This is a genomic window from Bacillus cereus group sp. MYBK95-2 (genome assembly GCF_051915225.1).
In the GTDB taxonomy this organism is placed as follows: domain Bacteria; phylum Bacillota; class Bacilli; order Bacillales; family Bacillaceae_G; genus Bacillus_A; species Bacillus_A cereus.
Genome location: NZ_JBQAEH010000002.1, coordinates 613158 through 634780, shown reverse-complemented (window position 1 = coordinate 634780; position 21623 = coordinate 613158). Strand labels below are relative to the sequence as shown.

The window sequence follows — 21623 nt, the reverse complement described above, 5'->3', positions numbered from 1 at the left end:
CCATATCTATAAATATATATTTTTCAACCATTTTTTCTCTTTTCTCTTCCAGCAACCAGATCACTCACAATAATATGAAATATCAATTACAAGAAAATTAATATTACAAATAAAAGTGAATCTAGGAGTGGCGAAATGACTAACAGTACTATAAAAAAAATCATCGAAGATAGATATAAATTTTATACAGCGGCCTTAGCTACAGAAAATATTATTTGGGATAATGAACTCAATGCGTGGCTTGTTTTTGATTACACCAATATCACTCAACTACTAAAAGATTCTCGATTAAAGGCTAATCGAAAAAAACAATTCATCGAAAAGCTAGATATACCTGTTGAGTATAAAGATAAACTCTCTAATTTTTACTCTAGATGGTTAATGTATATGGATAATCCTGAGCATAAGGAATTACGTAAACACGTACAAGTACCTATCAATTTAACAAACTCTATTATAGAAGAGTTAGCTAAATCTTCTACACTCAAAGTATTGAATTCTCTGAATAAAGATAATGAATTCATTGACGTTATTAATGAAATAGCTATACCGTTTACAGAAAACACTCTTGCTAATTTATTGGGCCTAGATGTAAACGATTATAAATTAATTCTACAAGAAGCTTTCAAAGCTGTGGATTTCCTTTGGATTCCGGTTCCTAGTTTCGAAGACTCACAAAAAACTGTTCACTCTATTGATAAAACCTATAGTATTATTTCTGAAATTCGTGACCAACAAAGATACGAAAAAAACGGTTTATTCGATTTAATACTGAAAAATGTAGATCAAGTAGAAGATAGTTTAGCCCTAATCGCGAATGTAACAGTAGATGGACATGAACCATTTCTTAGTGCTGTAAAAACATTAATGTATCTTTACATACAAACGCAGAATGATAAATCACCTCATAATAACCCTTACAGTTTACTAACATTAGAAAATATAGTTGAAGAATCTTTAAGAATGGAATGCCCTTTTCCCTATTGTGCACGTGTTGCTAATGAAGATATACCTTTAGAAGATAAACTCATTAATAAAGGTGATAGAATTATTTTGTTTATCTCTTCTGGAAATAGAGATCAGAGTAAATATGAAAACCCAAATGAATGCCAAAAACGATCAAACACCCCTCCAATCTTAAGTTTTGGAGCTGGTTCTCATTACTGTGCTGGTGCAAATCTAACAAGAAAATCACTAAAAGTATTTTTAAATACCATACAACCTTTTATAGAAGATAAGTCACTTATTATTGACGATCTAGAATGGAACGATACTTTTGGATTTAGAACAATTTCAACTTTGAAAGTCACAATAAAAACGAAGTATCCAGTTAATCTATAAAAAATTTGAACAGAGGAGACTTATGTCATGACAGAATGGATTTATACTCACTTTAATATGACACACTACAATACAACCATAAAAAAAGAATTACTAGCTGCTCTAACAAGTTTCTTCACTGTTTCTTATATAGTGATTGTAAATGCCTCCATATTAAGAGACGCAGGGATTAGTACAGAGGCATCTGTAGTAGCCACTACTCTAACATGCTTTTTAGGTTGCCTTATAATAGGTTTTTGGGCAAATTCCCCTCTCGTAATTATTCCTGGAATGGGAGAAAATATATTCTTTTCCTATACAATTGTTCAATCTTTAGGACTAAATTGGCAGGAAGCTTTAGGCGTCGTATTAGTATCAGGCATTATTTTCACACTGATTACATTTACACCTTTTTCTAGACTTTTAATCAACTCTATTCCACACTCCTTAAAAAATGCTATTACCGTAGGAATCGGCCTATTTTTGACCTTTATCGGACTTCAGAAAGGTGGACTTATTACAGATTCTTCTGTAACAATAATTGGATTGGATAACCTATTTAAAGCAAATACATTACTTACAATTTTCACACTGGCATTAGCTGTAATCCTTTTTATTTATAATATCAGAGGTGGATTTTTAATCGTTATAGGAATTAGCACATTGGTTGCAGCCCTTTGTGGCATAACAAAATTAGATCCTTCCTATAATATGGGGTCTTTATATGAGCATTACCCAGCTGTGTTTAATGCTTTTTCTTTTGCACAAGTAAAAAACGCCTCCTTTTGGACAGCTACCTTTTCTTTAACAATGATTCTATTATTTCAAAATCTAGGAACCATACAAAGTTTTGAAAATGACAATAAACGTTTCAATCGAGCTTATCAGGCAACCGGGATGTCGAACATTTTCGCTGGGGTTTTTGGTACTAGTTCTACTGTAGCTGGTTTAGAAAGTGCTGTGGGAATAGCGGCTGGTGCAAAAACTGGTTTATCCTCTATTTTTGTTGGCTTATTATTTCTCATCTCATTTTTCTTTATGCCTTTTATAAAAATGATTCCAGATGGAGCCGTTGCACCTATACTAATTATTATTGGAAGTTTAATGTTAAAAAGCATAAAAGAGATTGATTTTGAAGATTTCTCTGAATATTTCCCTGCTTTTCTAACAATTATTATGATCCCATTAACTTACAATATAGCTGATGGTATAGCTTTTGGTTTTATATTTTATCCAATAATAAAACTTCTAACTGGAAAAAGAAAAGAATTAAACAAAACCATTTGTGTTATCGGCCTATTATTCTTATTAAACTACCTACTATCTTATTAAATGGTGATTATTAACACAAAAAAAACTGCTTTATAAAGCAGTTTTTTTTTGTGTTAAGCCCATCTATAAACAGTTAACAAGTTTTTAATATCTTATTATTATAAATAAAAACAAGTTATTAAATCTACCTAAAAAGATTCATATATCGTGTTTCCTGTCAATGTTAAATCGTATCCTCCAATAGACTCTAGTTCCTGTTTAAAATCTGTTGAATGCAGTATTTCTTTAATTTCATTAATGATTTTAACATTATTTTCATTTTTTAAGATAATAAGATCATACTGTTCCTTTATTAATGGAATGAATTCAACCTTTGTTATATTGGCTACATTTTCAATTCCTATTCCCACATCCGCTTTATTCATAGCTACGCTAGTTGCAATACTAAAATGGCTATTTTCTTCGTAATCATAACCTTTAATCTTTGTTCTATGTATATTATGAATACGTAACTGTTCATCTAATAAAACGCGTATACCCGCTCCAACTTCTCTATTCACTATCTTTACATCTTCTCTACATAAATCTTCCCAAGTTTTGATATTCTTTGGATTACCTTTTTGTACATAAAATCCTACATTTCTTAAAAGTAAATTAAAAATTATATACTGGGAATTTGTTAAAATTCTTTTAGTGTAGGGAATGTTATATTCTTTAGTATCACCATCAAATAGATGTAGACTGACTATACTCCCTTCACCTTTATACAAACGAATCAAACTTGTAAGACTTCCATCATAAGCTCTTAGCATTCTTTCTCCCATACTACTCTCCATATATTTCCCTAGTATGTCCAATGCCATATCTTGCCCACTAATTACAATTGCATTCGTTAAATTATGTTTTTTAGATAATTGAGCGGAATTTTTTAGGCTCCCTGTTTTACTTTGCTCTATGTATTTCTGTAGATCTTCTACATCAATTCGAACTTGCCTACCTATTCGATAAGATGGCAGTTCTCCTCTTTTGATAAGTTCATAAACAGTTAATTTAGATATTTTCAACTTCTTTGCAGCTTCTTCTGCTGTATATGACTCGTTCAAAGTTTCATTCCCCCAATCTCTTAAATTTATCATATAACATTTGTCTCTATTTTTCCAAGAAGTATATTTGTTGCAAAGTAAAATACACTTAAATTAATTTTTTATAAACTGCACCATTTCTTTCTTCTATCATGAACTGATTACATACTTAATTTTCATAAAAAATGCTGTTTTATAGTTTTTCTCATTGTTTTTCCCCATAAAAAAATATTTTAAAACTTCTCTTCACACGTAGTTAATTAAAACTTTAACACCCTATACTTAGGGAATTTATTTAATCTCAACTGAAGTTTTCATTAAGATACCTATAATTTATTTCTCAACATAATACACCTAGAATTTCCATTCAGTAAATGGTAATATATAGACATCTCAATTACGCTATTTCTTGTAGCTAGAGCTTGTTTCAGGGACAGGCTCTTTTTTTATTTTCTATATAAAGATCAAATAAAGAAATCTTAAATTAGTAACTGGTACTCTCCTTCAAATTTCCATTTAATATTTAACCTAATAATTAAAAATCATTCTGTAACCATAGAACTCTAACCTTTACTAATTCTTCAAAATCCCCTTAAATTCCATTTTTGAAATTGCAAAAAAGCATAACGTAAAGTTATGCTTTTTCCCATATAATCTTATATTATTTTAAGTGTACATCTTTCATGTACCATGTATAACTTTGTTGTAGAATGAACAACCTTCTTGTAAAGAATACAACTTTGTTGTCACTTCATACCTGTTCATAAAAACGTATCGTACTATCTATATCACGAACTGCGATTCCGATATGATCAATTGTTTTTTTCATTTTATTTCCCCTACTACTTTATTTTTTCTCATTATTAATAGTAACAAAAAAAGCTATAGAAACAAGTTCTATAACTTTTTTTATTTAACCTATTTTCTTATCCGCTCTAGTTGCTGGTTGAACTTGGTTTTTCACTTTTAAAATGCTAAGTCCATATCCGATAAATCCACCGATAATCGCTGGGAAGATCCAGCCTAATCCTACTTCCTGCATCGGAAGGAATTTAGTGAACACTTGGCTTACTACTTCAATGTTAACTCCAGCTGCACTTAATCCATCGAATAAGCTGATGATAAATGTTACGATTAAGCTCACTTGATAAACTTCAGCTCTTCCTTTGAATAATGAATGGAAGAATGTTAAGAAAATCAATACGATTGCTAGTGGATAAATTGCTGTTAATACTGGAACAGAAACTGCGATTAACTGTGTTAATCCTACATTTGCAACAATTGCACTAAATACACATAGCGTGATTGCAATTGCTTTGTAAGGAACATTTGGGAATAACTTATGGAAGAATGAAGAACATGCTGATACAAGTCCCACACTAGTTGTTAAACAAGCTACTGTAATCATTAATCCTAATAATACTCCGCCATATGATCCGAAATAGTAGTTAGAAACTTTCGCTAATACTTCTCCGCCGTTCTCTAAATGTCCAAGCTTTGCAACACTTGAAGCACCCATATAAGAAAGTGCTGTATAGATAATTGCTAAAATAGATGCTGCAATAATTGTCGCTTTTGCACAAACGACCATAATTTGTGTTTTCGTTTTCGCACCTTTTTCTTTAATAGCATTGATAATGATAATCCCGAATACGAATGATGCAAGCGTATCCATCGTTAAGTATCCTTCTTGGAATCCTTTAAAGAATGCATGTGATGTATAAGCTTCCACTGGTGCTTGCATATCTCCAATCGGATGTATAAAAGCAACGATTACTAAAATACCGATGAAAGTCAACTTAATTGGTGTTAAGATTTTTCCAACAATATCGACAATTTTCGCGGGATTTAGCGAAAAAAAACAAGTGATACTAAAGAATATAATTGTGAAAAGAATTAAAGGTGTAGAACCTACTCCTTCTGGCATAAACGGTTTAAGACCAATTTCATAAGAAACATTTCCTGTTCTCGGTATTGCAAATAACGGACCAATCGCTAAGTATAAAACTGTTGTAAACACAATCCCAAACACTGGGTGAGCACGACTAGCTAACGACTGCAAATCATCTTTACCTGAAAAACCAAATGCTAGCACACCTAGTAATGGTAATCCAACACCAGTTACTAAAAATCCAGCGTTAGCAATCCATACATTCTCTCCTGCTGATTGACCAAGCATCGCTGGGAAAATTAAATTTCCCGCTCCAAAAAATAGTGCAAATAACATTAATCCAATAACTACTATGAACGAAAACGGTACTTTATTCGCCATAATATAACCCCCATTCAAGTTTCCTTATCTCATTTTCCAATTTTAACTAATTGAATTTTCTGAATATTTAATTTAAGTATCAACTATTCTTGAACTCATTATAGTTTGCTATATAATATTTTGCAATACTATTTTCGAACTTTTCTTTTATTTTATAAATATACATTTTTTAACATGAAAAATAGACTAAAAAACCAACATGGTCATCCATGTTGGTTTTTCCATTTACTATCATGAATTAAAATTTTGCTGCTACTTTTTTAACGTTTTCTAGACCTTCTTCAACAATTTGTTGTGAACGATCTGGATATTGATTGTGTCCTTCAATTACAACTGTCTCTGGATTTGTAATTCCCCAGAATCCAAGTACCGTTGTTACGTAATTAACTGCCATTTCCATAGGAGCCATTTGCTCTGAAGAGTAATCTGAACCACGAGCACCTAACACAACTACTTTTTTACCACCAACTAAACCTTCTGGGCCATTTGCTGTATATTTAAACGTTTTTCCAGCTTGAGATAAGTATGAAATATATGTGATTAATGGCGCTGGTACTGTAAAGTTCCATAATGGGAATGCAAATACAACCTTATCAGCTTCTAAAAACTGATTTAAATATTGATCTACTGTAGCAACTGCCTTCTCTTCTTCAGCAGTTAACTCCATGCCTTGGCTACGTTTATATCCACCTGAAATCGCGATATTTCCGTAATAAGGAAGATCTAATGCAAATAAATCTAATTCCGTAATTTCTGTATTTGGATTTGCTTCTTTATAAGTACTTACAAATGTTTCATACATTTTTGAACTAACTGCTTGCTCCGCTGGACGATCGTTTGCTTTTACAAATAATACTTTTGACATTTTTTTATTCCCCTCTACATTCGTATTTTCTTCTTTTTTACCAAATAATGAGCTAAATAGTCCCATTTTCTTCACCTAATCTTTCTTTTCATATTCATTATTCATCATCATAAAAATTCTTATTCTAAGAAAAAGTTCCAATAGATACCTTAAGTTACGCTATCACAACTTTTTGTTATTTAATTACCTTATGTAAGTGATTGTAATATAGTCACTTACTTTAGTCAAGTAACTTTTAATAAAAAATAAAATCTCAATTTAAAAATATTAACTAAAATACAATTGAACACCAAATACATCTTTATTACTTGTATAATAAACTTTGAGAGGAAAATTCATATATAGAAAGGATTTATTCATGAGCACTATAGAAAAGATTCAAACTTTTATTATTCTTTTTGCTGTTACATGCGGCATCGTACTCGGACAATTTAATATGATACATACGTATTCAGACAAATTTATTGTCCCCTTCTTATTTTTCATGCTATATGGATTATTCCTCAGCATTCCATTAAAAGAAATAAAAAACGGATTTCGCAATTTAAAATTTGCTGGAACAAGTCTTACTATTAACTTCTTATGGACACCTTTACTCGCTTGGGGGTTAGGAGCACTATTTCTTTCCGATCATCCAGCACTTTGGGTTGGATTTATAATGTTAATGGTTACTCCATGTACAGATTGGTACTTAATCTTTACTGAAATAGCGAAAGGTAATGTAGCACTTTCTACTGCAATTTTACCTGTAAATTTAATTTTGCAAGTACTGCTCCTTCCCATTTATTTATTTTTATTTGCTGGTGTCATGAAAACTGTAGCGATTTCTGTTTTAGTAGAAAGTATTGTTATCGTAATCGTCTTACCATTTATACTTGCACACGCTACAAAGTTCATTATGAATAAAATGAAAAAAGCTGAAACTCTCGAGAATAAACTCATTCCGTTTTTCAGCTCTGCTCAAATTGTATTTTTAAGTTTAGCAATAGTAGCGATGTTTGCATCACAAGGTAAATATTTACTGCAAAATATGAATGTCGTTTTATTATTACTCGTTCCTGTTCTATTGTTCTTCATCATTAATTTCTTACTAGGACAATTTATCGGGCGCATCATGCATTTATCTTACAAAGATACAGTAAGTCTAAGCTTAACAACGTTAGCAAGAAACTCACCTGTTGCACTCGCTATCGCTGTAACAGCTTTTCCAGACGAGCCTCTTATCGCACTTGCACTCGTTATTGGACCGTTGATTGAGTTACCGGTACTAGCTTTTGTTTCACAAGTTTTGTTGCTTATTAAGAAAAAACGGCAATACGCATAATAAAAACCGTCCCATTTTGGGACGGTTTTTATTATGGAAAGATTACATACAACACTTGCTTCTTATTTATCAATACAAATGAAATTACCGAAACTACAAACGTAATAATACCAATTGTAATAAAGTGAAACTTTAATCATTGGGGGTTTTGTTCATCCCCCAATGATTATTAGCCCTCACCACTCCCGCATTAACAGATCCTTTCTAATTAAAAATGATAGGAAACGTAAATATAACGAAAGCTGCCCAAAGTCCGTATATTGGCAAATACTTCGTAACGGCATCTTGGATAGCTTTTAGTCCTGATTTATTTTGCAAGAAACGCATATAGGCAAACATAATCCAAATGAGATTTGCCCAAATCAGTATGTTTACTCCTAAAACAGCAAGTCTATTAGGTGTAATCCCGTAAGAAGAAAGTCTGAATACTATGGCTGACAATGCGACAGTGTCAATAATAAGCGCCAGAACAATTAAGGAAAAATTTATATAATCTGAAATGTTCTTTTTCTCGTCCGAGTCACTCTCAACGATAGAAAATATAGTAACAGCCAATACGCCAAGCAGTATTCCGTTGAAGGCCATTAGGAAATTGCGATCCAAGAATGGATTTTTCCCGACCCAAATTACCGTTATAAGATAGATAAGCAAGGTAATCAGGACGAGAGGACTAAAAATTTTAGATATGTATGGTGTAATATTTTTAGCAAGCTTAAGATTCATTGATACTAAGTATGCAGTCACAATAGCGAGAGCCGCTGCTCCAAATAAAACAACATTACTAAAATAGAATTCTCCTATATCTAAGTCAACAAAGCTAAATAAACGCATGGTGAATACCGCAAGTATCATTCCGCTCACTGCCATGCTCCCGTAGAGAAGACAATATTCTAAATTAAATTTAATATAGGCTAATCTTGTACTGCCTTTTGAATATTCATTTCCTGTAAATGCAAGCCCTACTAAGACCCATAAAAATATAGGAAGATGTAAATACGCAAGTATGGTACTGTCTTTATAATTTACTGGCAGCGTATTAAGATAATACCCGGAAATTAGGAACAACGCTGCAAGGGAATAAATAATACTTTTTTTCGGAGTATTATTGTAAACAAAATAAGCAGCAATAAAGGGAATTACACCAAAAGCCAAGTTAATTGGAGCAATTGCTTCCTGCTCAACAAAGTGGAAAATGATCCTGGTGCTTATGCCGGCCAGAATAGCTAAAAGGCCCATGAATAAGAAACCTTTTTGAAACAAAGATGTTTTTTCTTTATTTACTTTCTCCTTGAAATGCAACCTTTCATACCAAGCACCTAGAACTTGAGAATCAGGGTTTTGGTCCCATGCTTGTGAGAATGCTTTTTTAAAAGCTTTCGGATCTTTTCTATACATCTTCTCCAACTCATGGGGGTTATCCATATTTTTAACAATCAAATTGTTAATGTTCATAGTTATACCTCCTCTAATTTTAAAAATAAGGTTGTTACCTTTTAACAAAAGCACCTCACTCATTTATTATGATTTTGATTTTAATACAAGTTTTATCGTTTTACAATAAAAAATTATTATTTAAAGGATTTTTTTTATCGTTAAATTTTATATAAAAGAAAAACAAAAGAGCATGACAGTTTTATGTCATGCTCTTTTAACAAATTAATTCTCAAATACAAAATTAATCTTATTATCTTTCCACTCTAATTTCGCATCAAACGTTTTCTCGCCCTTTTTAAAGCCTTTAATTAAATCAGTCTTTTCACCTTTTAAGAGCTTTGTCATATTCTTTTGCGAAATTGTTTTACTTAATATCTTCTTTGAAATGGTGAAATCACATTGCGTTGTATTATAGTTAGAACAACCGTAAAACGTTGACTTATCAATTACATCGCCATCACATTTTTTACAGCTACCAACCTTTTTACCTGTTGTAAATTTCGATCCTTTTCGCTCAATCGATTCAACATGCAATCCAGTAAAGTCCCATTTCTCTGACATTTCCACTGCATCTTCAATAATTTTAGCTGATAGCTTTTTCGTCTGTTCCATAAATGTAGCTGGTGAAGCTGTACCTTCACCAATTTCCGCAAGACGTTGTTCCCATTTCGCAGTCATTTCTGGTGAAGCTAGTATTTTGTCACCAATTGCGGTAATTAATACTTTTCCTTTATCAGTCGCATACACTTGGTTTTTCTTTACATCTATATACTTACGGTCTTTCAGCATCGTAATGATACCTGCGCGAGTCGCTTCCGTACCTAAACCTTCTGTTTTCTTTAATACTTTCTCCAGCTCTTCATTCTCTAAATACTTACCAGCTGTTTTCATTAACGTAATAAGTTGTCCTTCTGTATAGCGCTTCGGTGGCTGTGTTTTTCCTTCTTTCACTTTCACCTTTACAACTTTTCCTTCTTCGCCTTCAGCTACAATTGGAAGAATGGTTTCGTCATCTTTATCGTCTTGGAAAATAACTTTACGCCAACCTTCTTGAATTTGCTGTTTTCCTTTTGAAATGAATTCAGCACGTTCATCTACAAGCGTAATGATTGTTGTATAGTCAAAGATTGCAACTTCATAATGAGCTGCAATAAGCCTTCTTACGATCATATCGTATATTTTCTTTTCATCACCTGATAGTCTGCTTGGGTTTGTAACTTGCTCTGTCGGAATAATTGCGTAGTGATCTGTTACTTTCTTTTCATTTACATAACGCTTGTTATTCATAATGGATTCAACCGGAGCCGGTAATAAGCCTTTATATTCATCAAACTGACTTAACTTCTGTAAAATATCAGGGAACGTCGCTGCTTCTCCTTGTGTAACATAGTTAGAATCTGAACGTGGATAAGAAACAATCCCTTTTTGATAGAGTGCTTGCGTTATATCAAGCGTCTTTTTCGGTGAAAACTTAAAGGCTTTATTTGCCGTTGCTTGCAGTGATGATAAGTTAAATAAAAGTGGCGGCTGAAACTCTTTACGCTCCGTTTTCATTTCCTTCACAACAGCCGGTTTCCCTTGGCAAAATGCCGCAATTTTATTCGCCATATCAGGGTCTTTTAAGCGGGATTCATTATCCTTTTCCCATTTTCCGTCATATTTCTTTCCTTCTATATTAAAGGTTGCAAACACTTCCCAGAAAGGCTCTGACTTAAAGTTTTCAATTTCTTTCTCTCGCTTTACAATCAATGCTAACGTTGGTGTCTGGACACGACCAGCAGAAAATACATCATTCATTCCTTTTTTCTTTAGCAAAATACTAAAGACACGTGATGCATTCATACCAACAACCCAGTCAGCACAAGATCTTGTGTATGCTTCGTAATACGTATTAATTGTATCTGATTCATCAAGTAGATTTTTAAACCCTTGGTAAATAGCTTGCTTCGTTAAAGACGAAATCCATAGACGCTTCATCGGCTTTTGCACGTTACAAAGATTAATAATATTTCGTACGATCAGTTCCCCTTCACGCCCAGCATCGCCTGCGTGAATAATTTCTGTTACCTGTGGATTATGTAACAGCTGTTTCACAACGTTAAACTGTTTATACTTCGACTTTGTTACTTCAAATTGAAAACGCTCTGGAATCATCGGTAACGTATTAAGTGACCATTTTTTCCACTCTGCGTGATAATGCTCTGGATTACATAACTGCGTCAAATGACCAATTGCCCATGTACAGTACGCTCCATTTGGAAATAACTCATTCGCTTCTACCTCTAAATATCCATCTTTCCGGCGATATTTAAACTGTGAAACAAGAGCCAACCCTTGATCTGGTTTCTCGGCAATAATTAATTTCATTTTATAACTCCCTATCTGTATTCCAGTGTTACTTTCATTGTCTATATGTTTAGAAGCGATGATAAAACAACAATCTTATTTATCATTCGCGGTTTGTCTCGCAAATGTGAGACCTATAATATTATACGCTTATTCTTTATGGCTTCACAATAGAAACTCATAATATAACAATTTCTTTCACATGCTTATAATTAAAAAAGACGCCCTAAAAAATCAAACGTCTCTTTGCCTACATCTATGAAATTGTGCAGATAATATGCAGATATTAATAAGCATAAGTACCCTCCATATAAACATATGATGAAATGAACGATAGGACAAGGAGGTATCATAATGTTTGCTTATACGTTAACTATCTTAACACTTTGCTGTACTTCGATTCTTATTACATCCTATATTTCCAAACGTAAGGGTACCCTAATGGAGTATATGGTATTTATTATGTCTTTTAGTATGAGTATCGGTTTAAGTATTGGTTTTTACTTAGGCATTCTCTTTAAGGAGGAATTACTATATTCTACTTTGCTTGCTATTTCAATTAGTGGTTTTATCGGCTTTTTAATCGGTCTACGTTTTCACCTATATACCGCTTTAGAAGGAATGTTCTCTGGATTAATGGCAAGTATGATGGGAGCAATGATTACAGAAATGTTAAACGCTCAACAAGCTCATAGTATATTGTTCATTAGCCTTTTACTTACTATAACGATTACTATGTCCTGTGTGATTCAATTGTTATCGGAGAACTTTTCTACTTTTATCCAACAGCGTTTTTTGTTATTACTTTCAATTAGTGTAGTAATTATCGTTGCCGTATTTACGACATTCCCAGATCATACTCCTGCACCTTCACCTGGGCATAACCAACATATACATTAGTACTTGCAACAAAAATGAATAAGCAGCTATCCATAGGATAACTGCTTAATATTACTCTGGCTTATTAGGAATGTTTCGGTTTGGAACATAATCCGATTTGTAATCTGTATATTTTACTTCTGTTACCATCCCAGCTGAAGCATGGTGTAAATCATGACAGTGGAACATCCAATCGCCCGGATTATCTGCTACAAAGGCTACTTCATATTCTTCACCCGGTTTTAAGTTCAATGTATCTTTTACAATTGGAGAACCTTCTATCGGTTTTCCATCTTTACTCAACACCTGGAAAAAGTGTCCGTGTAAATGCATTGGGTGATCATCCATTTTAGAACGATTTACCAATCTCACTTTTACTAAATCACCCTTTTTCACTTGAATTGGGTCAATATCCGGAAATACCTTTCCGTTAATTGTATATACCATTTCATTTCCATTCATTTGCGTATTTAAGTCCATATTATATGTGGCAGTATACTCTTGATTTAACGTGAAACTACCTAATTTTTTAGTACCATATTTCATTATATCTACTTTCGGTAATTTTTCTTTTTCGTCTGTTTTATCTTTCATCTCTTTGCTGCCATCATACTCAATAACAGCTTTCATTCCTTTTGCACCTTTATTTTTCGAATGGTCTTCAACATACCATTTCCCAGGATTATTAGCAGTAAATTCAATATCATAACGTTCACCCGGTGCGATTGAAATTACTTTATCCTTTATAACTTTTGGATCGTTTATTGGTTGACCATCTGTCGCAATTACTTTTATATCATGGCCATGAACATGTATATCATGTGATAGATAACCAGCATTGACGAGTCTAAGACGAACGTTATCTCCCTTATTCAGTTTCAATGGCGCTACTAAATCACCGCTTTTTCCATTGATTGTGAATAAATCGTACATACTCATATCATGACCTTCCATCTTCATATTTCCATGGTCCATTCCTTCCATATTACTAGAGTCTTTTTTATCACTGCCCATGTTCATATCAGAATGATCCATGCCGTTCTTATCATCATTCTTTTCCCCATTTTCATTACCTTTAGATTTATTACCTATTTGCCCTTTTGTCATTTCTTTTAACTGCTTATTCATTTCTTCTTTATCTGTAACCCATTCATCCAACATTAATGTGTAATCTTTATCATATTTTTCCTTTGTATCTTCTACAATGAGCGCTCCATACAAACCTCTATCTAATTGATTTACAGAATCTTGATGCGAGTGATACCAGTACGTTCCTGGTACGTTCGCTTCAAATTCGTAAGTGAAACTTTTTCCTGGTTCAACTGCATCTTGTGTCACGCCTGGAATTCCATCCATGTTATTTGGGACAGGATATCCATGCCAATGAATAGATACTGGTGCAGATAATTCATTTTTCAATGTCACTTTCACCTTTTCACCTTTTTTCACCCGAATTTCTGAACCAGGAGATGAGCCATTAAATGTCCAGACTGGAACAATAACACCGTTACTTAATTTTTGCTTTTCTTCTTTCGCTATTAAAGTAACTTCTGGTCCTTTTTCAACTTTCAATGGTGTTGTAGCTGTTTCAGTCTGTAGTGTTTTTTTATCATTCATATTTTTATGATCATTTGTTATATTTGTCGTCACAGAACAGGCAGCAATTAAAAATATTACAGAGACTGTAACGGCTGTTAATACAAATCGCTTCATGGAAAATCCCTCCTTTTTCTTTTTCAAAATCATTATAGAAGTTGATTTTCAAGAAAATAAGGAGATGTAATTAGATCTTACGTAAGCTAATTGGAAGATTACTAAAAGCGGAGACATTACAAGAGGCGAATATTTTAGAAATACAAAATATTTTCCTTGTAGCGACTATACTAGCCGTTCTCGTATTTGTTTTGACGTTATTTCTTAAGAAACAATAACACTGCTATTATTAAATAAGAAAAATGTAGCTAAAATGCTCTTCACAAAAGAACTTACATTTTTGTATAATAAGAACTAATGTTCCTTACAAGAAGACAATAGACTCAAATTACACAAATATATCAAATAGAAGAGGATTGATATACGATGAAAATTGATAGACCAAAAATTTCACCAGAGTTATCTTCAAAGAATTTTCAAGATATTTTTTATGAAGAAGATCCAACATTGGAAGTGTGTGAAATTATAGACTCCACTTTCGAAAATGAATCTGTAGATAGAGTGCGATTATATGATGCGGTGATAAAAAACTGTAAGTTTACTAATACAGACTTTAGCAATATTGATATTACAGATGTTTGTTTTAAAAACTGTGATTTATCAAATGTTAATTTAAGCAATTCTTCTGTTCACAGAGTCGAATTTAAAAACAGTAAATTAATCGGAGTAAATTTCACAGAATCTAGCTTAGGAAATGTTAAATTTGAGAATTCAATTTTGAATTTAGCGGCATTTGGAAATTCCAAACTAGAAAAAATCATCTTCAATGAAACTTCATTAAATAATGCAGATTTTTTTGACTGTAAACTTAAAAAAGTTGAATTCCAATTATGTAGTCTTGATGAAGCTAATTTTGATCAGACATCACTGAAGGGGATAGATATTAGTTCTTCTACCTTTGATACACTTACAGTTTCAGTGAACGATTTAAGAGGATGTAAAGTATCAACATATCAAGCTGTTCAGTTTGCTACTTTATTAGGATTAATAATTAAAGATTAGTATTTCGAAGAAAAGAACCCTATCCCGAATCATGGATTTTTTAATTGTCCACGGTTCGAGATAAAGTTCAAATAAATTAGTGATGACTCTTTTATTATTTAACTACAGCTTGGTTTCCTTTTACATGTTCATTATTTACACTCATAAATTCTTCAATTTCTTCAACTTCCCTAATGATATCTTTTGACAAGTTTTCATACCCGTCTTTCGTTACAAGAATGTCATCTTCAATACGAATTCCAATTGATTCTCCTTCAATATAAAGACCAGGTTCAATTGTTATAACCATACCTTCTTCTAACACTCTATCTTTATATGTTCCTACATCATGTGTATCTAAACCAAGGAAATGGCTGACACCATGATAATAGTATTTTGATAACTCTTCATCTTCTTGAATTAAACCAATTGCTTTACACTCTTCTGCCAGTACCTTTTTTGTATGCTCATTTAATGCAGCGAACTTTAATCCTGGCTTAATAAGCGCTGTTGTTTCTTTTAATGCTTTTAATACAATATTATAAATTTGTTTTTGACGACTAGAGAATGTTCCATTTGCCGGGAATGTATAACTAATATCAGCGTTATAGTAGTCTTTTTGAGCACCTAAATCTAGTAATACTAAGTCACCATTTTGAATTTGTGCATCATTATCTTCATAATGAAGAACTGTAGCATTTTTCCCACTCGCCAAAATTGTATTGAACGCATGGTGCTTAATGCCAGATGATTTCAGTGTAAAATCAAATTGAGCTTCTAATTCATACTCCATCATGCCTGCTTTTGCATTTTTTAACACATTGTAAATACCATCTTTCGTTACAGCAATCGCTTCTTTAATAATTTCAATTTCTTCCTCTGTTTTAAATACTCGTAATTCACAAATGTTCGGATATACATTACCAATTGTTACGTGTGGGTATTTTTCTCTTACATGTTTAGCAAATGCTAATGTTTTTGTCTCCGTACCATTCCAATCACGACGTTCTATATCTAAATATAGATGCTTCGCATTTTCTGTAAAAAGTATATTTGACATTGTCTTTTCAAAGCTATCTAAATATACAACTTTCTTTATACCTGAAATTCCCTCTGCTTCTTCGCTAGAAACTGTCTTCCCAACCCATTTTTCCATTACTGGATCTGATTTTTCAATGAAAAGTGTCTCTTCTACACTATTCCCAAACTTTTTCAGCATAAAAATAACATTTGGTTCATCGATTCCCGTTAAGTAGTAAAAATTACGATTCGGTACAAATTTATAATGTGCATCAGCTGACATATGCGGTGCTTGTCCCGCAAATAAAATCGTAACGGATTCATCAGGTAATGTTTTCGTTAGTCTTTCTCTATTTTGAGCAAAAAATGTTGATTTCATAATAATCCCCCTAGTGTTCTATGTATGCTTGTGAAACTAATCATCAATACAATTTATTCTATTATTGTTATAATTTTTCGTCAATTAATAGTACTCATAGCGAAAGGAGAATTTTCATTACTCGGGCCTCTTCCACGCTAAATTATGCATACCACTCCACAATTTCTTGATATTTATTCCATATACTTAAAATCTCATATATAGGAAAGGAGCCATAACTTTGAAACATTATGTAGCAACAGGGTTAGCAATTACTTCTTTATTAATAATTTCAGGATGTTCTAGCAACGTCGAAACAGCACCAGTGAAAAAAGAAACGGCGCAATCTCAACCAAAAAATACAAAAATAGCAAATACGAATCCGCAAGACTTCTATAAAGAAATTACATCTGGAAAAATCGAGCACATTCATGGAATTGGCTATGCAGGAAATATGCCAGGTGTTTCTATTGCCACTCATAGCGGGATAAAAGTTTATCAAGATGGCAAATGGTTTGAAACTAAGACTGAGCTACATGATTATATGGGATTTCAGGCAACGAAGAACGGATTCTTTGCCAGCGGTCACCCTGAACCAGGTGCAAATTTAAAAAACCCTTTAGGATTATTGAAAAGTTCTGATGGTGGTAATACTCTTGAAAAGCTAGCATTTTACGGAGAATCTGATTTTCATAACCTTGCTGTCGGATATAATACAGAAGCAATTTATTTATACAATGAGCGTCCAAATTCTAAATTACAACAAGGTTTTTATTTCAGTACGAACAACGGACAAGATTGGGAAAATAGTAAGTTAAAAGGTCTTTCAAGTACGATTCATTCCTTTTCCGTACATCCGAATCAATCTAGTGTAGTCGCAGTAAGTGCCAAAGACGGTGTTTACTTATCTACAGATTACGGAAATACGTTTGAAATATTCGCTAAATCACTTGAATCGACCGCAATTACATTAAGTAATGAAGATGTTATTTACGCGCCTATCAATAAGCAAATCGTAACGAAGAAATCAATTGCTACAAATGAGGAGACAAACATACAAATTCCACCTTTAGATCCTAAAGATACAATTATGTATATATCACAAAACCCTCAAAATTCAGCTGAAATTGTATTTGCTACAATGAAAGCAAATGTGTTCCTTTCTACAGATGAGGGTAAAACATGGAAGCAGCTTACTAAAGAAGGAACATTCCAAATTAATTAGAAGGGTGAATATAACGTGTTTTCAATAATTAGTGAATGGAGCTATCAACTCATGTCTCCTTTAATAGATGTCGCGAATGCTACGAAATCAGTACCTCTTTTATTTGCGTTTTTATTAGGCATTGTAGGTACACTTGCTCCTTGTCAATTAACAGGAAACATTAGTGCTATTACACTTTATAGCAACCAATCTTTACAAAAAGGACATGTATGGAAACATATACTTTTATTCATTTTAGGAAAAATAATGGCTTTTACGACGCTTGGACTATTAGTATGGTTTTTAGGAAAAGAGATTCAGCAAATATTAACTTTGTATTTCCCATGGTTACGCAAAATGATGGGACCCCTATTAATTTTAATGGGGTTAATGTTGGCAGGTATTATAAAAGCAAGAAACTTCTTCTCAATCAAATTTATAAGAAAACAAAATGAAACTGGCTCATTTTTACTTGGATTCTTCTTTTCCTTAGCTTTTTGTCCGACTATGTTCGTTCTATTTTTCGGAACGTTAATCCCTTTATCTTTCTCATATAATTATGGTTACTTGTTTCCAACATTCTTTTCGCTAGGAACTGCTCTCCCTATCGTTGGAATTATGTTCATCATCTCTTATCTTGGATTAAATGGAACATTACTTAAAAAAAGTAGGAATATTGGCAAACGCGTTCAACAGGTAGCCGGTGTTCTTCTTATATTAATCGGACTTTATGATACCGCTCTTTATTGGTAATACATACAAAAGATAAGCTTCAGTGAAATGAGCTTACCTTTTGTAATATTATATTCATTTTTTCTTTTGCTGTAGTTGAGCTAATAAGTTCTTAACAAATGCGAGAAACATCGGGTCATTCTCTTTTTTAGGTGACCATTGCATAATAAGTTGTCGTGGAATTGTAATTTCTATCGGCTGTACAATGAAGTCATGAATAATTTGCTTATGTAGTCCTGATAACGGGACGATTGTTATACCATTAACTTGTATAGTAAGTGCTAATGCTGAACTAATTGATTCTGACTCCATCACTTTATTAACTGTTATTTCATTTTTCATCAAATACGGTTCGAGCACTTCTTTGCAACCAGAAAGCGGCATAATAAAAGGATAATTTTTTATATCATTAATAGTAAGGTTAGGCGGAACTGTTTTTGAAGAAACCATAACATACGGATCTTCACCAATGACATCATAATGAAATCCTTGTATTAAATTTTCTTTTATAGAAATAGAAAAATCTGCACTACCTGATGATAGCCAATCTAACACTTCTTGATAGCTTCCTTCTCGAACTGCAAGTACATATTGACTATGATCAATATTCCCTAGTTGAATACACTCCGCCAAACAATATACAGTAACGGAAGGATACGTAGCTAGTACAATTTTATACAAGCTTTTATTCTTCAACTGGAAAGCTGTTTCCTCAAGTTTTTCATACTCCATTAGAAGTCGATTCACACCAACTAAAAATTCTTTGCCATTTTCAGTTAGAATCGTTCCTTGTCTAGAGCGATCAAATAACGTTATAGCATATCGTTTCTCTAATTTGTTAATAATATGGGTTATTGCTGGCTGTGTCATATGTAATTCCTTTGCTGCCAGACTAATACTATTTAAACGAGCCACATATGTAAAGACTTTAAAATCAAAAACATTCATTCTGTTCTCCTTATATAAAATATATTTATATCATCTATAAATAACCTTCATTATATTTATGAAACCACTTCATTTACACTGAGTATACATCATCAATATTACAAATAGATGAAACTTATATACCCTAGAGGAGTGTTGATTAAATGAGTACTTACATTTTAGTACATGGAGCATGGCAAGGTGAATGGGCATGGGAATTAGTAAAACCTCAACTAGAGGCTTTAGGTCACACTGTTATTACACTAGACTTACCTGGAAGTGGGAAAGATACAACTCCTTCACAAAATATAACGTTAGATTCCTATGTTGATGCAGTAACAGCTAATATAAATCAACAAAATGAAAAGGTTATTCTTGTTGGACATAGTATGGGTGGAATCGTTATTACTCAAACTGCTGAACTTATACCAAATAAAATCGATAAATTAGTATATCTTTGTGCTTTCTTACCACGAAATGGAGAAAGTCTTGGTAGTAAATTAGACGGAGAAGATGGCCCGCAATTCACTATAAATGAAAATGACTTGACTGCTGAACTTATACCTAATCTAATTGAACAAACATTTTTAAATGCTACAGAAGACGGTTCTATTAAAGAAGCATCTTTTAATCAAATGCGTCCTCAACCACTAGGACCCTTCCAACAAGAGCTGAAAATATCTGAAGAAAACTTTGGAGCCATAGATCGCATTTATATTGAAACGACTCTAGATAGAGCGATTCCAATTGATTTTCAGCGCCGAATGAATACAGAAACACCTTGCAAGAAAATTATTACTTTAGAAGCTGATCATTCTCCATTTTTCTCTAAAGCATCGGAACTTGTTCATTACTTAAATGAATTAAACTAAATTTTTCATAAAATAAATAGACACTCACAGGTGTCTATTTATTTTACTAATTAAAAGCTATCTTTACTCTATCTACATTGCCATGCTCTTTTGCTTCATCTCCCACTTTTTATACAGTAGTACTGCACCAAATAAAAATACTCCCGCAACAAATGAAGCTACTGGTAACATCTTTATCATTCCATCTGGAAATACGAGCGGCAATAATGGAAATGCATACACTGCTGGAATACGTACACCAACAATTTTTAATAAAATAAGCATTAATATCATATTTAATAAAGTGACTACAATCCATGAATCAATCGCAAAGTACAATATTGTTCCAACAGTTGCAGATGTAGTTAATACTACTATTTGTTTAAAAGCCATTTTTTCATTGTACATCGGCTTTTGAAGTGATTCATATACAACAACTAATATTGGTGGAATAACTGCTAATTGTTCATAACCAGTTATCCAACATAAACTAATCCATACGAAATTTAGTATGAGAAATACAGTCATATATTTATACTGTATTTGCACTTTTCGCTTAATACCGTTATTCAATTTAAATATAAGAACACCAACCATTAAAATAAATGTTAAAGCGAATACCGCGATAACAAATGACCATTCCGTCGCATTTGTTACTAATGGTAATAAACCTGTCGCAATAGATGGTGCTAAATTGGATTGAATTACACGTAAAAAAAGCATCATGAATACAAGCGTTAAACTTACTTTCCCTAAATAAGCAATATCCATTTGATTCACCATAAAACCAATCACAGCTGTTATTGAAGGTGCAATGAAGATTTTTTCTGGTTGCCTTAACCATCCTGGCTCACGATACGCCCATAAAGCAATTGCCATCGCTGCTATTTCCGGCAGAATAACTTCCGGATCATTTAATAACACACCCGCTGTTACCATGGCTAAAATAAATAAAATAGCAATCGTATATGAGATGATTGTTTCTTTCTTTAAAATTACTGCATTCATTATTACATACTCCTTTGTGCTCATTTCTTTCATAA

The 21623-nt window shown here is 32.7% G+C and carries 17 protein-coding genes and 1 pseudogene; 8 read left to right on the top strand and 10 right to left on the bottom strand.

Going from position 1 to position 21623, the window contains the following annotated elements:
* Positions 1-135 precede the first annotated feature (135 nt).
* Positions 136-1341 carry a cytochrome P450 gene (locus ACTFN4_RS10210; RefSeq protein ID WP_439962265.1) on the top strand — a complete coding sequence of 402 codons (1206 nt, stop codon included), beginning with the start codon at positions 136-138 and terminating at the stop codon, positions 1339-1341.
* Positions 1342-1368: 27 nt separating this feature from the next.
* Entirely contained in the window at positions 1369-2652 is a 1284-nt protein-coding gene (locus ACTFN4_RS10205) for an NCS2 family permease (protein WP_061457053.1), read from the top strand.
* Between the two features lie 128 nt (positions 2653-2780).
* Here the strand turns inward: ACTFN4_RS10205 and ACTFN4_RS10200 are convergent, their stop codons facing one another.
* The 4 genes and pseudogenes from ACTFN4_RS10200 to ACTFN4_RS10185 form a co-directional block, all read right to left on the bottom strand.
* Positions 2781-3728, bottom strand: a complete 948-nt coding sequence (locus ACTFN4_RS10200) for a helix-turn-helix transcriptional regulator (protein ID WP_098771858.1) — start codon at positions 3726-3728, stop codon at positions 2781-2783.
* 700 nt (positions 3729-4428) lie between these two features.
* Positions 4429-4503, bottom strand: a pseudogene (locus ACTFN4_RS10195) (VOC family protein); the annotation flags it as partial.
* Between the two features lie 84 nt (positions 4504-4587).
* Positions 4588-5946 (bottom strand): branched-chain amino acid transport system II carrier protein, encoded by a 1359-nt coding sequence (brnQ, locus tag ACTFN4_RS10190; RefSeq protein WP_001284786.1) that lies wholly within the window; start codon positions 5944-5946, stop codon positions 4588-4590.
* Between the two features lie 238 nt (positions 5947-6184).
* A complete protein-coding gene (locus ACTFN4_RS10185; RefSeq protein WP_000522528.1) occupies positions 6185-6877 on the bottom strand; it encodes an FMN-dependent NADH-azoreductase in 693 nt (230 codons plus the stop codon).
* A gap of 292 nt (positions 6878-7169) precedes the next feature.
* Between ACTFN4_RS10185 and ACTFN4_RS10180 the strand changes: the two genes are divergently transcribed.
* Positions 7170-8135: an arsenic resistance protein gene (locus tag ACTFN4_RS10180; protein ID WP_000103809.1), complete on the top strand. Its 966-nt coding sequence runs from the start codon at positions 7170-7172 to the stop codon at positions 8133-8135.
* 204 nt (positions 8136-8339) lie between these two features.
* Here ACTFN4_RS10180 and ACTFN4_RS10175 read toward each other — a convergent pair whose 3' ends face one another.
* Both ACTFN4_RS10175 and topB read right to left on the bottom strand, forming a co-directional pair.
* Positions 8340-9587 (bottom strand): DUF4153 domain-containing protein, encoded by a 1248-nt coding sequence (locus tag ACTFN4_RS10175; RefSeq protein ID WP_001024721.1) that lies wholly within the window; start codon positions 9585-9587, stop codon positions 8340-8342.
* Between the two features lie 204 nt (positions 9588-9791).
* On the bottom strand, positions 9792-11936 hold the full coding sequence (gene topB / locus ACTFN4_RS10170) for a DNA topoisomerase III (RefSeq protein WP_000766769.1): 2145 nt from the start codon (positions 11934-11936) through the stop codon (positions 9792-9794).
* 333 nt (positions 11937-12269) lie between these two features.
* Between topB and ACTFN4_RS10165 the strand changes: the two genes are divergently transcribed.
* A complete protein-coding gene (locus tag ACTFN4_RS10165) occupies positions 12270-12815 on the top strand; it encodes a hypothetical protein (RefSeq protein WP_439962264.1) in 546 nt (181 codons plus the stop codon).
* Positions 12816-12866: 51 nt separating this feature from the next.
* On the opposite strand, the gene ACTFN4_RS10160 is transcribed toward ACTFN4_RS10165, so the two are convergent.
* On the bottom strand, positions 12867-14507 hold the full coding sequence (locus ACTFN4_RS10160) for a multicopper oxidase family protein (RefSeq protein ID WP_439962262.1): 1641 nt from the start codon (positions 14505-14507) through the stop codon (positions 12867-12869).
* Positions 14508-14873: 366 nt separating this feature from the next.
* Here ACTFN4_RS10160 and ACTFN4_RS10155 point away from each other — a divergent pair, with 366 nt between their 5' ends.
* On the top strand, positions 14874-15509 hold the full coding sequence (locus ACTFN4_RS10155) for a pentapeptide repeat-containing protein (protein ID WP_439962261.1): 636 nt from the start codon (positions 14874-14876) through the stop codon (positions 15507-15509).
* Positions 15510-15603: 94 nt separating this feature from the next.
* Here the strand turns inward: ACTFN4_RS10155 and ACTFN4_RS10150 are convergent, their stop codons facing one another.
* On the bottom strand, positions 15604-16887 hold the full coding sequence (locus ACTFN4_RS10150) for an aminopeptidase P family protein (protein ID WP_000842981.1): 1284 nt from the start codon (positions 16885-16887) through the stop codon (positions 15604-15606).
* A gap of 220 nt (positions 16888-17107) precedes the next feature.
* Here ACTFN4_RS10150 and ACTFN4_RS10145 point away from each other — a divergent pair, with 220 nt between their 5' ends.
* Both ACTFN4_RS10145 and ACTFN4_RS10140 read left to right on the top strand, forming a co-directional pair.
* Entirely contained in the window at positions 17108-18091 is a 984-nt protein-coding gene (locus ACTFN4_RS10145) for a F510_1955 family glycosylhydrolase (RefSeq protein WP_439962260.1), read from the top strand.
* Between the two features lie 15 nt (positions 18092-18106).
* Complete coding sequence (locus tag ACTFN4_RS10140) at positions 18107-18823, top strand: urease accessory protein UreH domain-containing protein (protein WP_236093400.1); 717 nt, start codon at positions 18107-18109, stop codon at positions 18821-18823.
* Positions 18824-18877: 54 nt separating this feature from the next.
* Here ACTFN4_RS10140 and ACTFN4_RS10135 read toward each other — a convergent pair whose 3' ends face one another.
* A complete protein-coding gene (locus ACTFN4_RS10135) occupies positions 18878-19750 on the bottom strand; it encodes a LysR family transcriptional regulator (RefSeq protein WP_439962259.1) in 873 nt (290 codons plus the stop codon).
* A gap of 143 nt (positions 19751-19893) precedes the next feature.
* Here ACTFN4_RS10135 and ACTFN4_RS10130 point away from each other — a divergent pair, with 143 nt between their 5' ends.
* The gene (locus ACTFN4_RS10130) at positions 19894-20601 is read left to right on the top strand and encodes an alpha/beta fold hydrolase (RefSeq protein ID WP_000109165.1); all 708 of its coding nucleotides are present in this window, start codon (positions 19894-19896) and stop codon (positions 20599-20601) included.
* Positions 20602-20673: 72 nt separating this feature from the next.
* Here the strand turns inward: ACTFN4_RS10130 and ACTFN4_RS10125 are convergent, their stop codons facing one another.
* Positions 20674-21588, bottom strand: a complete 915-nt coding sequence (locus ACTFN4_RS10125; protein ID WP_439962258.1) for a hypothetical protein — start codon at positions 21586-21588, stop codon at positions 20674-20676.
* Positions 21589-21623: the final 35 nt, after the last annotated feature.